Source organism: Sphingopyxis sp. 22461, from assembly GCF_052044915.1.
Classification (GTDB): domain Bacteria; phylum Pseudomonadota; class Alphaproteobacteria; order Sphingomonadales; family Sphingomonadaceae; genus Sphingopyxis.
On record NZ_JBQENY010000009.1, the window covers coordinates 112698 to 125298 of the forward strand.

13 protein-coding genes are annotated in these 12601 nt (G+C 65.0%); 8 read left to right on the forward strand and 5 right to left on the reverse strand.

Annotated features, from left to right (window positions below):
- The first annotated feature begins 66 nt into the window (after window positions 1-66).
- The 3 genes from acpS to ACTJI5_RS15920 are packed head-to-tail and all read left to right on the forward strand — an operon-like array spanning window position 67 to window position 2452.
- Window positions 67-468, forward strand: a complete 402-nt coding sequence (gene acpS, locus ACTJI5_RS15910; protein WP_058538178.1) for a holo-ACP synthase — start codon at window positions 67-69, stop codon at window positions 466-468.
- Between the two features lie 7 nt (window positions 469-475).
- Window positions 476-1312, forward strand: a complete 837-nt coding sequence (gene lepB / locus ACTJI5_RS15915; protein ID WP_440860991.1) for a signal peptidase I — start codon at window positions 476-478, stop codon at window positions 1310-1312.
- Window positions 1313-1330: 18 nt separating this feature from the next.
- Window positions 1331-2452 (forward strand): AI-2E family transporter, encoded by a 1122-nt coding sequence (locus ACTJI5_RS15920; protein ID WP_440860992.1) that lies wholly within the window; start codon window positions 1331-1333, stop codon window positions 2450-2452.
- 38 nt (window positions 2453-2490) lie between these two features.
- Here the strand turns inward: ACTJI5_RS15920 and ACTJI5_RS15925 are convergent, their stop codons facing one another.
- On the reverse strand, window positions 2491-3045 hold the full coding sequence (locus tag ACTJI5_RS15925; RefSeq protein WP_440860993.1) for an FKBP-type peptidyl-prolyl cis-trans isomerase: 555 nt from the start codon (window positions 3043-3045) through the stop codon (window positions 2491-2493).
- Between the two features lie 367 nt (window positions 3046-3412).
- Window positions 3413-3619 carry a 30S ribosomal protein S21 gene (gene rpsU / locus ACTJI5_RS15930; RefSeq protein WP_037510267.1) on the reverse strand — a complete coding sequence of 69 codons (207 nt, stop codon included), beginning with the start codon at window positions 3617-3619 and terminating at the stop codon, window positions 3413-3415.
- A gap of 278 nt (window positions 3620-3897) precedes the next feature.
- Between rpsU and ACTJI5_RS15935 the strand changes: the two genes are divergently transcribed.
- From ACTJI5_RS15935 to ACTJI5_RS15950, 4 genes are all read left to right on the forward strand, one after another.
- Entirely contained in the window at window positions 3898-4662 is a 765-nt protein-coding gene (locus tag ACTJI5_RS15935) for a class II aldolase/adducin family protein (protein WP_440860994.1), read from the forward strand.
- Window positions 4663-4689: 27 nt separating this feature from the next.
- Window positions 4690-5235, forward strand: coding sequence for a (2Fe-2S)-binding protein (locus ACTJI5_RS15940; RefSeq protein WP_440860995.1), 546 nt, complete (start codon window positions 4690-4692; stop codon window positions 5233-5235).
- Between the two features lie 133 nt (window positions 5236-5368).
- Window positions 5369-6394 (forward strand): RcnB family protein, encoded by a 1026-nt coding sequence (locus ACTJI5_RS15945; protein ID WP_440860996.1) that lies wholly within the window; start codon window positions 5369-5371, stop codon window positions 6392-6394.
- 118 nt (window positions 6395-6512) lie between these two features.
- On the forward strand, window positions 6513-7784 hold the full coding sequence (locus ACTJI5_RS15950) for an amidohydrolase family protein (protein ID WP_440860997.1): 1272 nt from the start codon (window positions 6513-6515) through the stop codon (window positions 7782-7784).
- A 9-nt stretch (window positions 7785-7793) separates the two neighbouring features.
- Here the strand turns inward: ACTJI5_RS15950 and ACTJI5_RS15955 are convergent, their stop codons facing one another.
- Entirely contained in the window at window positions 7794-10391 is a 2598-nt protein-coding gene (locus ACTJI5_RS15955; RefSeq protein ID WP_440860998.1) for an EAL domain-containing protein, read from the reverse strand.
- Between the two features lie 190 nt (window positions 10392-10581).
- Here ACTJI5_RS15955 and ACTJI5_RS15960 point away from each other — a divergent pair, with 190 nt between their 5' ends.
- Entirely contained in the window at window positions 10582-11613 is a 1032-nt protein-coding gene (locus tag ACTJI5_RS15960) for a fatty acid desaturase family protein (protein ID WP_440860999.1), read from the forward strand.
- Here the strand turns inward: ACTJI5_RS15960 and ACTJI5_RS15965 are convergent, their stop codons facing one another.
- Window positions 11614-12105, reverse strand: coding sequence for an asparaginase domain-containing protein (locus ACTJI5_RS15965; RefSeq protein WP_440861000.1), 492 nt, complete (start codon window positions 12103-12105; stop codon window positions 11614-11616). It abuts the gene before it with no gap.
- A complete protein-coding gene (locus ACTJI5_RS15970; RefSeq protein WP_440861001.1) occupies window positions 12102-12596 on the reverse strand; it encodes a DUF3291 domain-containing protein in 495 nt (164 codons plus the stop codon). Before ACTJI5_RS15970 ends, ACTJI5_RS15965 begins: the two co-directional genes overlap by 4 nt.
- Between the last annotated feature and the right edge of the window lie 5 nt (window positions 12597-12601).

Sequence of the window (12601 nt, forward strand, 5' to 3'; positions counted from 1 at the left end):
GGTAGCGCAGCTTAAAACCGACAGCGGCCCCCGCCTTCGCGGGGGTGACGGCCTGCTGGGGCCATCATGATCATCGGCCTCGGTTCCGACCTCTGCAATATAGAGCGCATCCAGAACTCGCTCGACCGCTTTGGCGAGCGCTTCGAAAATCGCGTTTTCACCGAAATCGAGCGCGCCAAGGCGGCGCGGCGCCCCTTCACCCGCGCCGGCACCTATGCCAAGCGCTTCGCCGCGAAGGAGGCTTTTTCGAAAGCCGTCGGCACGGGGTTCAAGCGCGGCGTGTTCATGAAGGACATCGGCGTCGTCAACGCACCCTCGGGCGCCCCGACGCTGGCGCTGACCGGCGGCGCCGCCGAACGGCTCGCGCAGATGATTCCCCCCGGCCACAGCGCGCATATCCATTTGACACTGACCGACGACCATCCGTGGGCGCAGGCTTTCGTCATCATCGAAGCAATCAAGGACTGACATCAATATGGCGAAGGACAAGACGAAGGATGACGGGAGTTGGGGCAAGCTGATCCGCGACGTCGTGGTGATATTGCTGCTCGTGCTCGGCATCCACAGCTGCGTCGCCAAGCCTTTCTATATCCCCTCCGATTCGATGATGCCGGTGCTGCGCAACGGCGACCGGCTGATCGTCAGCAAATATCCTTATGGCTGGTCCTATTCGTCGGTCAGCTTTCACCTTGCGCCCAAAGTCGCGGGCCGGCTGTTCGGCAAGCTGCCCGAGCGCGGCGACATCGTCGTGCTCGAACATCCGGTGACGCGCATCGACTATATCAAACGCGTCATCGGGCTGCCCGGCGACACGATTAAACTCCGCAACGGCGAACTCAGCATCAACGGCAAACCGGTGAAGCGCGAGGTCCAGCCGATGTTGTCGATCCCCGTCGATCCGAACCTGCCCGGCCCCGACAGCAGCCTGTTCCGCTTCGTGAACCGCGATGCGGAAGGCAAGGAAGTGCTCGAACTGCCGATCGTCCGCGAAACGCTGCCCGGCGGCGCGACCTTCGACACGATCGACATGGGTCCCGGCTACACGACCGACGATTATGGCCCGGTCACCGTACCCGCCGATCATGTCTTCCTGATGGGCGACAACCGCGACGGCAGCGCCGACAGCCGCGTCGGCACGAACCAGAAAGGCCTCGGCGGCCCCGTCCCCTTCGACGCGATCGCCGGACGCGCCGAGATCGTCAGCTTTTCGACCGACGGAACCGCCGAGTGGTATAACCCATTGAGCTGGTTTAATGCCTTGCGATCGGGGCGCGCGGGAACCGACTTGCGCCCCGAGCGTCAGGGCAGCTAACAGAACAGGGAACACGAGATGGCGGCGACAAGGAAGACAACCGGAACGCACGCCGCCAGCGCCGCCGCGAAGGCCGACGCGCACAGGGAAGCCCCCGGCCCTACCGAGATCCGCAGCCAGCTCGTCCGCACCGAGCTGTTGAAGGCCGGCGTCTGGATCGGCCTCGCGCTGCTCATCGGTCTATGCATCGTCCTGATCCAGCCGATCCTGCTGATCTTTGCCGGCATCGTGATGGCGTCGATGCTCGACGGCGGAACGCGCCTGCTCGGCCGCGTGCTGCCGATCGCGCGCGGCTGGCGGCTGCTCATCGTCTGCCTCTCGCTCGTCGCCTTCCTTGTCTGGACCATCATGTTTGCGGGCTCGCAGATCGCCGATCAGGCGGCGACATTGCAAACCGTCGTGATGGCGCAGATCGAACGCATCGCCGCCTGGGCGAGCAATCATGGCATGGGCAATTTCCAGCTCGATACCAAGACGATCACCGACAATCTCGCCGGCACCTTCGGCCGCGTCACCGCCGCGGTCGGTACGGTTCTCGGCGGGCTGACCAGCCTGATCATGATCCTCGTGCTCGGCATCTTTATCGCGATCGAGCCGCGGCTTTACGAGCGCGGCGTCGCGTGGATGCTGCCGATGAAGAGCCGCGAGAATTTCTACATCACCACCGCACGCATGGGCTTCACGCTGCGCCGCCTGATGGCAGGGCGCCTGCTCGGCATGCTCGTCGAGGGCATCGGCACCTGGCTCGCCTGCATGGCGGTCGGCATTCCGATGGCGGCCCTGATGGGCCTGCTCACCGGTTTGCTGGCGTTCATCCCCAATATCGGCGCGATCGTGTCGGGCGTGCTGCTCGTCCTCGTCGGCTTCTCGGCGGGCACCGACACCGGCCTGTGGGCGATCGCCATCTATTTCGTCGTCCAGACGGTCGACGGTTATCTGATCGTCCCGATGGTCGCCAAGAAGACCGTCGACCTTGCCCCCGCGCTCGTGCTCGGCGCGCAGATATTGTTCGGCGCGCTGCTCGGCCTGATGGGACTGTTCCTCGCCGACCCGATCATTGCGATGATCAAGGTCGCGCTGGAACGCGAGGCCGAACGCAATGCCGACGGCGCCAAAACGACAACGGCGGCGGGCACCTGAGCCCGCCGCCGTTTCTATTTCGTCGAGACCGTCGCTTGTTACTGCGGCGGCATGCCCGGGGGCGGACCGGCCGGACCGCCGGGAGCGCCACCGGGGCCGCCCTGCATCATCTGTTGCTGCTGCATCATCTGCTGCTGTTGCTGCATCTGCTGCTGCATCGCGCGAACCTCGGCCTCCGAACGGAAGTCGAGCAGCGTGACGGCGAAGTGCAGCGTGCTGCCAGCCGGGATCGGACCGACCGCGCGGTCGCCATAGCCGAGCTGCGCGGGGATGGTGATCTTGTACTCGCCGCCCTTTTTCATGCGCGTCAGCGCCTCCGAAAAGCCGGGAACGACCTGCGCGACCTGCATCGGCGCCTGTTCGTTCGCGTCGAAGACGGTGCCGTCGTCGAGCTTGCCTTCATATTTGACCAGCACGACGTCGGCCTTGGTCGGGCTCGGCCCGGTGCCTTCCTTCACGACCTCGAATCCGATGCGCGGGGTCATGTGCCAGGCAAAGGCCGCGCCGGCGACCAACAGCGCGGCGAGGCCAAACCACATCAGCCACAGGCCGCCCTTGCTCACCGGGCGCAGTGGAACCGTCGTTACGCTCATCTTGCAGTCCTTTACCTGCCCCGTTTTCCGGGGGCGAAATGTCGGGCATGCCTATAGGCGGAGCGGCGCGGAACGGTCCAGAGGCAATTACGCGAGGTCGCGATATACGCCAATGTTGGCTTTGGGATGGAGGCTGCCATCGCTTCACTTTCTTTCGTCACCCCGGACATGATCCGGGATCCCGCTTTTTTCGAGGCACCGGCTGGCTTCGACCTCAAGCTGGCCCCCGGATCAAGTCCGGGGTGACGATGATGGATAGTCACGTCCGGTCGCAAACCAGCAACAGACTCTCCAAACCAACGAAAAAGGGCGCCGCGTTGCCGCGGCGCCCTTTGTTCACGATCAGGATCCCGAACGGGAGACGGTCTTACTTGATACCGTCGCGCTCCATCCGCTTGCGCTCCATCTTGCGGGCGCGGCGGACAGCGGCGGCGTGCTCACGCGCGCGCTTTTCGCTGGGCTTCTCGTAATGACGGCGCAGCTTCATTTCGCGATACACGCCCTCACGCTGCAGCTTCTTCTTGAGCGCGCGAAGGGCCTGGTCGACATTATTGTCGCGAACGATGATCTGCATACGCCGTGTCGTCTCCGGTTCGTCCAACGATCAACGGCTACCGGCCATCCGGTCCGCCATAAATCGCCGATATAAGGGCAATAAAAGAAGCGCCGCGAACCCGCGACGTTCCGATGGCTGGGCCACTAAAAGGATTCGCGGCAAAATGCAAGCCCTTGCGCGGTAAACCGCGGCTGCCCCGCTATCGAACCGCGCTGCCCGCTCGCGGGATTGTGCCGCGCCCCATCCTTATGGCATAGGTAGCAGGACGAAACTAACATCATAATGAGGGACAGGCCATGGCGACCCAGCTCAAGCGCAACAGCAAATATAGCGAAGCCGAATGGACGGCGCGGCAGGAGCTTGCCGCCTGCTATCGCATCTTCGCGATGATGGGCTGGGACGAGATGATCTTCAACCATATCACGGTGAAGGTGCCCGACGAGGAAGGCGCCTTCCTGATCAACCCCTATGGCCTGCATTTCAGCGAAGTGACGGCGTCGAACCTGATCAAGATCGACATCGACGGCAATAAGGTCGACGAGGATAATCCCTGGCACGTCAACAAGGCGGGCTTCGTCCAGCACAGCCTGTTCCACCGCGTCCTGCCCGATGCGCATGCGATCATCCACACGCACACCACCGCGACGGTCGCGGTCTGCGCGCTCGAAGGCGGGCTGCAGCCCGTGAACTTCTACGCCTGCAATTTCGCGGGCCAACTCGCCTATCATGATTTCGAGGGCGTTACGGTCCGCGAGGAAGAGGGCGAGCGCCTCGTCCAGAACCTCGGCGACAAGCGCATCCTGATGCTCAAGAACCACGGCCCCGTCGTGATGGGCAAGACGCTGAGCGAAGCCTTCATCAAATATTGGGCGCTCCAGCGCGCGTGCGAGATCCAGATGGCGACGATGAGCATGGGCCAGCCGATCACCGTTCCGCAGGAGGTGATCGCGGTCCACCAGCGCGACCTGTTCATGGCCTCGATCCCCGGGCAGGCGGGCAAGGCCGAATTCGACGCGATGGTGCGCAAGGTCGACAAGATCGACACGAGCTGGCGTGACTAATCCGGCGGTTGCGCTAACAGGAACCGCATGACGCGATTCTCGGTCAACGACCGCCCGGTCGAATATCGCATGGAACCCGAAACGCCCCTGCTGTGGGCGCTGCGCGACGCGTCGAACCTGACCGGCACCAAATATGGCTGCGGCACCGGCGAGTGCGGTGCCTGCACCGTCGACATCGACGGCGAGGCGATTCGCAGCTGCATGGTCACCATTGCAGAGTGCGAAGGCCGCTTCGTCACGACGATCGAGGGTCTCGCGCGCGACCGCAGCCATGCGGTGCAGCAGGCGTGGGTCGCCGAACAGGTGCCCCAATGCGGTTTCTGCCAGTCGGGGATGATCATGGCGGCCGCCGCGCTGCTGCGATCGAACAGCAATCCGAGCGATGCCGAGATCGACGCGGCGATGACCAATATCTGCCGCTGCGGCACCTATCCGCGCATCCGCACCGCGATCCGCCTCGCGGGACGCGTGATCCGCGGCGAGGAACGCATCGCCGCCGCCCCGCCGCCGGGAATCCGCCCCGAGGACGCGGCGCGCGCCGTTCCCGCGCTGCGCTTCCCGCCGGGCAGCTGAACGGCTTTGTTCATCTAGCTGAACCGCAGGCAACAGCGCGGTCAGCCATCGATCATCTTGCTAAGAGTAAGAATCGATTCATCATCCCGGCTGGCGTCTCCAGCACACGGGACATGAGTTGGAGAATGGCGAGATGAAAAAGATGTTCGGAGGGTTGCTGATCGCTGCAACGATCCTGACGCCCATCGCCCCCGCGGCCGCACAGGCATCGGGCGAGCGGGTGCAGATCGCGCAGCGTGACGACCGTGGACCGCGCGGCCCCGAAGTGCGCCGCGGCAATCGGGGTGGCGAAGCGCGACCCGAGCGCCAGCAGCAGCGTAGCGAAATGCGCCAGCAGTGGCAGCAGCAGCAGCAGCGCGGCAACGATCAGCAGCGACAGGCTCAGCGCGAGCAGTGGCGACAGCAGCGTGGCAACGACCAGCAGCGACAAGCCCAGCGCGAACAGTGGCAGCAGCAGCGCGGTAACGACCAGCAGCGACAGGCTCAGCGCGAGCAGTGGCGGCAGCAGCGTGGCAACGACCAGCAGCGACAAGCTCAGCGCGAGCAGTGGCAGCAGCGTCAGGCAGAACAGCGCCAGCGCGGCATCTATGACCGCAACCGCGACGGCCGCACCGACCGCCAGTGGGACCGCAATCGCGACGGCCAGGTCGACCGTCAGTGGGATCGTAACCGTAATGGCCAGGTCGACCGCCGCTACGACCGCAATCGCAATGGCGATCTCGATCGCCGCTGGGATCGCAACGACAACAACCGCGTCGACCGCCGCTGGGACAATAACCGCAACGGCTATGTCGACCGGCGCTATCGCGACGGCCGCAACGATCGCTGGGACCGGGGCGACCGCAACAATCGGTGGAACCGCGACTGGCGGAGCGACCGCCGCTACGACTGGCGCAGCTATCGCGAGCGGAACCGCAGCTATTACCGCATGCCGCGCTATTACAACCCGTATCGCGGTTATGGCTACACGCGGTTCAGTATCGGTTTCTCGCTGAACTCGCTCTTCTACAGCTCGCGCTACTGGATCAACGATCCGGGCTATTACCGCCTGCCGCCCGCATATGGAGGCACGCGCTGGATCCGCTATTATAATGACGCGCTTCTGGTCGACACCTACTCGGGCGAAGTGATCGACGTGATCTACGATTTCTTCTGGTAATATTCCTTTCGGTTATCAGATGACAAACTGAGGGGTCGGTTCGCCGGCCCCTCTTTTTATGCGCTTGCCCTCCCCCGCCCGCCGCGCCACGGTGGCGCGATCAGACAGGGGAGACTTCATGCGTAAATTGGGAATGGTCGCAGCAGCGACGCTCGCGCTGCTGGGTACGACGGCGTACGCGAAAACCACGATCGTCTATGCGGGACGCGTCATCACCGACGCCGGCAAGCCCGCGCAAGGCCCGTCGACCGTCACCATCACCGACGACCGCATCACGTCGATCGTCCCCGGACGCACCGAAGCCCCGGCCGGCGCCGAAATCGTCGACCTTGGCGACAAGACTTTGCTGCCCGGCCTCGTCGACCTCCACGTCCACCTGACCGGCGATCCGGGCGAGGATTATCGCGCCGCGACGGTCGACCCCGACGAATGGGGCGTCGTCGTCGGCGCCAAAAACGCGGCGATCACGCTCCGCGCGGGCTTCACCACCGTCCGCGAGGCGGGTTCGGCGCAATATACCGCCTATGCGCTCCGCCGCGGCACGACAAACGGCTTTATCGAAGGCCCGCGCATCGTCGCCGCCGGCCCGGCGCTGTCGATCATCGGCGGGCATGGCGACGTCACCGGTTTCCGCGAGGACGTCCACGACGTGCTCGACCAGGGCTACACCTGCACCGGCGCGCTCGAATGCGCCGAAAAGGTCCGCAAGGCATCGCGCGCGGGCGCCGACGTCATCAAGATCACCGCGACCGGCGGCGTGCTGTCGCAGCAGGGGCGCGGGCTCGAAGGCCATTTCACCAGCCCCGAATTGCAGAGCATCGCCGACACCGCGCACTCGCTGGGCCTCAAGGTGATGGCGCATGCGCATGGTGCGGGCGGGATCACCGCCTCGGCCGCGGCGGGCATCGACAGCATCGAGCATGGCACCTTCGCCGACGACGCGACGCTGAAGGTCATGAAGGCCAAGGGCACCTATCTCGTCCCGACGCTGATGGCGTTCGAGGGCATCCGCGAGCGGCTCGGCAAGGGCATCTATACCCCGACCGTCGAGAACAAGGTGCGCATGACGCTGAACGACGTCGGCAAGGCGGTGACGCGTGCGAAGGCGCTCGGCGTCCCGGTCGCCTTCGGCACCGACGCCGGCGTGTTCGAGCATGGCCGCAACGGACAGGAGTTCGCGCTGCTCGTCAAACACGGCCTCACCCCGCGCGAGGCACTGGCGAGCGCAACGACGGTTGCGGCGAAACTGCTGTCGCTCGAAAACGAGATCGGCCGCATCGCGCCGGGCATGTCGGCCGACATGATCGCGGTCAGCGGCGACCCGCTGACCGACGTCACCGTGCTGGAAAAGGTCGATTGGGTGATGGCGCGCGGCCGGATCGCCGATTGATCGCGGCTGTCACGCGGCGCGGCGGATTCGTCCCCGCGCCGGCGTGACCGTCTTCGGACCGGTCAGCCCGTCGATCTCGACAGCCTCGGCAAATTTCACGCCGACGCGGTTGCCCGCCGACCAGCGCGCCTCTGCATCGAAGGTCTGGTCGGCGCCGAATTCGAGCGTCAGCACCGTCCCGGGCGGCACATTCCATAGCCCCTCGATCAGCGCCCCGCGCGACGATATGTTGCGGACAATCCCCTCATAGCGATACCCCCCGCTGCCGACCTGGATCGTGCGAAAGGTCGTCAGCCGCGCCTCGCGCGCGCTCTTATACCCCTTCGCCTCGGCGCGCCCGCCGCCCTCGCGAAGCAGCGCCAGCACCTCGACCAGATCCATCGGACGCCCATAGATATAACCCTGGACATGGCTGCACCCGAGCCCGCGGATCAGCGCGAGGTCGTCGTGCGTCTCGACCCCTTCGGCGGTCGTTTCCATGTCGAGCGCGGTCGCCAGCCCGACGATCGACGAAATGATCGCGGCGTTCATGCTGCTGGGATCGGCGGCGCCTAGCACGAAGCTCTGGTCGATCTTGATCTTGTCGAACGGCGCCTTCTTCAGATAGCCGAGCGCCGAATAGCCGGTGCCGAAATCGTCGAGCGCCAGTCGCACCCCGGTGCGTTTCAATTTCTGGAACATCGCGAGATTCTCGGGACTCTCGTCGAGGAAGACGCCCTCGGTGATCTCGAGTTCGAGTTGTTCGGGACGGATGCCCGCCGCCGACACCGCGCTCATGATCGTCGCCGGCAGCTTTTCATTGGCGAACTGGCGCGGCGAGACATTGACCGCAACGCGGTATTCGGGGCCGAGGTGCGCGATCGTCGCGCAGGCGGTGCGAATGATCCACTCGCCGATCGGCACGATCAGGTTCGATTCTTCGGCGATGGGTATGAATTTCGACGGGCTGATCAGGCCGTCGGTCGCATGATGCCAGCGGATCAGCGCCTCGAACCCGGTGATCCGCTCGCTCTCGACGTCGACGATCGGTTGATAAAGAAGCCTGAGCTCGTCCTTTGCCAGCGCGTCGCGCAGCGCATCTTCGATCGCCTTGCGCTCGCTTGCCTGGTTGTGCATCGCGTCGGCATAGAAACGATAGACGCCGCGCCCCGCATCCTTCGCGGCATAAAGCGCAAGGTCGGCGTTGCGGACGAGCGCCGACGCCGGCACCCCCTGCCCGTCCGATACCGCGATGCCGAGCGACGACCCGATACGCACCTGCTCACCCTCAATCGAAAAGGGCTTGGCGAGGCTGAGGATGATCGCATTGGCGATGCCGGCGAGCTTTTCGGGCTGGCTTAGCTGCGGCACGACGATCTGGAATTCGTCGCCGCCCAGCCGCCCGACCTGCCCCTTGTCGCCGACGATCTGCGTCAGACGCCCCGCGACCTGCTGCAGCAACTGGTCGCCCACGGGATGCCCCAGCGTGTCGTTGACCGCCTTGAAGCGGTCGAGATCCATCAGCAGCAGCGCGCAGGGCTGCGGCTGCCCGCTATGGCTCTTGAGCGCACGTTCGAGGAGGTCGGTGATGTGGCGGCGGTTCGCGAGGCCCGTGAGCGTGTCGTAGCGCGCGAGCTGGTTGATCTCGCGCTCGGACCTCTTCTTGTCGGTCAGGTCGGTGCCGCTGCCGCGGAACCCCTGAAAATTGCCGAGTTCGTTGCTAATCGGCTGGCCCGAAATCGACCACCAGCGCTCCTCGCCCGGCACCGCGGCCTGTACCGTCAGCTCCTTGAACGGGGTGCGCGACGACAGGCTGAACCCCAGCGTCCGCTCTTCGCTCTCGTCGTTGCCGATCCGCTTGCGGATGATGTCGGTAAAGGGATGGCCGAGCAGGTCGGCGAGCGGCCGGTCGAGCCGCGCCGCGACGGTCGGCGAAATATAGACGAGCTGGCCATAGCGATCGGTTTCCCAGAACCAGCCGCGTCCCGCGCGCTCGAAATCACGCATCAGGTTCAGCGCGCGCTGCTGGTCGCTGACGCCCTGCCGCGCGGCGCGCGTCGCGCGGCGCTGATGCCGGACATCCTCGCGCATCATGACGATCAGCAGGCCAAGGAAGATGAAACCTGCGACCGCGAACGGCCACGAGGCGACGCCGATCGCCCCGCCCAGTGCGGTCGCACCCGCGAAAGCGAAAAAGGCGGGACGAACCACCGCGACCGCCGACGCCGCGACGAGCAGCGAGCCGATGTGGATCGCGGTAAAGGCATCGAAATGGCGGCTGCCGTCGGGAACGGCGATCGCATCGAACATCGCGGCGGCGTTGAGCAAGGTGCCAAGCGCGATCAGCGCCATGCACAGCATCGCCATCAGTCGCACGCGGCTGTGTGCGATCGGGCGCGGTTTGCGCATCGCCTGCCCGATCACCGTCAGCGCTACATCGCATGGCAAGCCGGCCGCCATCACCAGCCAGTGCGAAGGGTGATCGAGGAAGCCCGCAAGGCCCGGCAGAAAGGCGAAGGTCAGGAATGCAAGGACGCGGCCGATCAGCACATAATGCCACAGCTTCGCCACGCGCATCAGATGCATGACGAATTCGGGTGAATCGAACAGCGATTCGCCCGCTGGCAAATCGCCGCCTCCCGGCCGGATGATGTTACGCCGAACCCCCAATGTTCCGAACTTCCCCGCTTTTCTGGTCGCCGCGACCAGTGGCCAAAAAGAGGTTTCCAAATCCTTACCGCAAGCTCACGATTTCCGCCGATATTGTGCCAAAACGGAAGGGGTTACGTTTCGGTTCGCAACTTGTTATAGATCGGCCATGCCTGCCGTCCGCCTGTTCCCGCCCGACCGCTTTTTCGACCGCGCCGAATGGTCGGTGGTCACGCGCGCATCGTCATGGCGCGGCATCTGGCTGGTCGCGCACGCGTGGATCGTCAGCATCGCGCTCGTCGGCCTTGCCGCCTGGTCGCAGAACCCGGTGGCGTGGCTGCTGGCGGTCATCTTTGTCGGTGGACGCCAGCTCGGGCTTGCGATCCTGATGCACGACGCGGCGCATGGCGCGCTGCATCCGAACCGGAAAATCAACAATTTCCTTGGCCAATGGTTGACGGGCGCGGCGGTCGGATCGGACCTGATCGCCTATCGCACCTATCATCTGCAGCACCATAAATTCACCCAGCAGCCCGAAGACCCCGACTTGTCGCTGTCAAAGCCATTCCCCACCACGCGCGCGAGCCTTTGGCGCAAGGTGCTGCGCGACCTGACCGGCCAGACCTTCTTCAAGCAGCGTATGGCGCAATTCGGATTCGCCTTCGTCGGCCTGAAAGCGATTCTGCGCGGCGAACAGGGCCAGAAAAGCGGTGCGAGCACCAAGGCCGGGACGCCGTTCAACAAGCAGTCCGACGACGGCATGACGTCACCGACGATCGACGTCGCGGGGGCGATGGCGGTCGCCCGCGCGGTCGGACGTTTCCTGATCGTGCAGGCGGTGCTGCTCGCGGCGTCGCTCGCGCTCTATGGCTGGACGCCGTACCTGCTGTGGCTCGCGGGGTTGGCGACGACGTTCCAGCTGTACCTGCGCGTCCGCAACATCGCCGAACATGCCTGCACGACGACCGGCAGCGACGACCCCTTCACCCATGCGCGCACCACCCGCGCGGGCTGGCTGGCGCGCGCGACGGTTGCTCCATATTGGGTGAATTATCACGCCGAGCATCACCTGTTCATGGGCGTGCCCTGCTATCGACTGCCCGATGTGCATGCCGCGCTCGGCCGCGCGGGACGGCACGAATCGATGACGATCGCGCCGAATTATGCCGCGGTGCTGCGGCAAGTCACCGCCCGCGGCTGATCAGCCTTCCTGAACGAACCTTGCGCCGGCGCGGTCCTTGACGGTCTTTTCGGGGTCGAAGATCATCCCGTTCATCGCGACATAGACCCCGGGCGGCAGCGTCTGCGCCGCCGCGAGCGCGAAGCCGACGTTGAATTCGGCGTCGCTCGCGCGCACCGACGCGGGCTGCATCGCCCCCGTCATCACGATCGTCTTGCCTTCGATCCCTGCGAGCACGCGCCCCGTGACGACCATCGTGTCGGTGCCGTGCGTGACGAGGATGCGCGATGCGTCGCTCGCCGCGACCGCGGCGCGGATCGCCTCGCGGTCGGCATCGTCGAGTTCGAGGCTGTCTTTGCGCATCAACTGCGTGACGCGGTGCGGGACGTGGACGTTGTTTTCGCGCAGCATGTCGGGGATCGCCGCGGGGCCGATCTGGAACTCGCTCAAGGCATCGAAATAGACTTTGTCGATCGTCCCGCCGGTCGTGAAGATATCGATCACGTCGCTCATGCACATTCGTCCTGGATCGGCAGCGCCGGGGTGCCGTCGGGCGCGGCGAAGGGCTGCTTGAAGGTAAAAGCCTCGGCCGTCGGCCCGTTCGCGTCGAGCATCGCGATCCGCGCCATGCCTTCAGCGACCGTCGGGCGATGCCCCACGGGAACCCACCAAAGCGCCTGATAGACCGCCATATGGTCGAACCACTCCTTGCGGCGCTTCATCACCGTCAGATGATCGGGGGTGCGATAGACATAGGCCGCGAGCGCGTCGATGTCGCGCCACACCGACATGTTCGCGATCAGGTGCGGATCGTCGGTCACCGGCACGTCGGTGGCGTTGTTGCCCTCACCGGTGAGCCGCCAGACGAAGCCGTCAGCCGCCTCGGCGACGGCGTTCACATGGTCGAGCGCGTCCATGAAATCGCGGTTCGCGACATGCTCAGGCGGCAGGCGGAAACGGCCGATGTTGATCTGCGCGAGTTGGAAAGCAGGCTCTACAGGCATGAAAC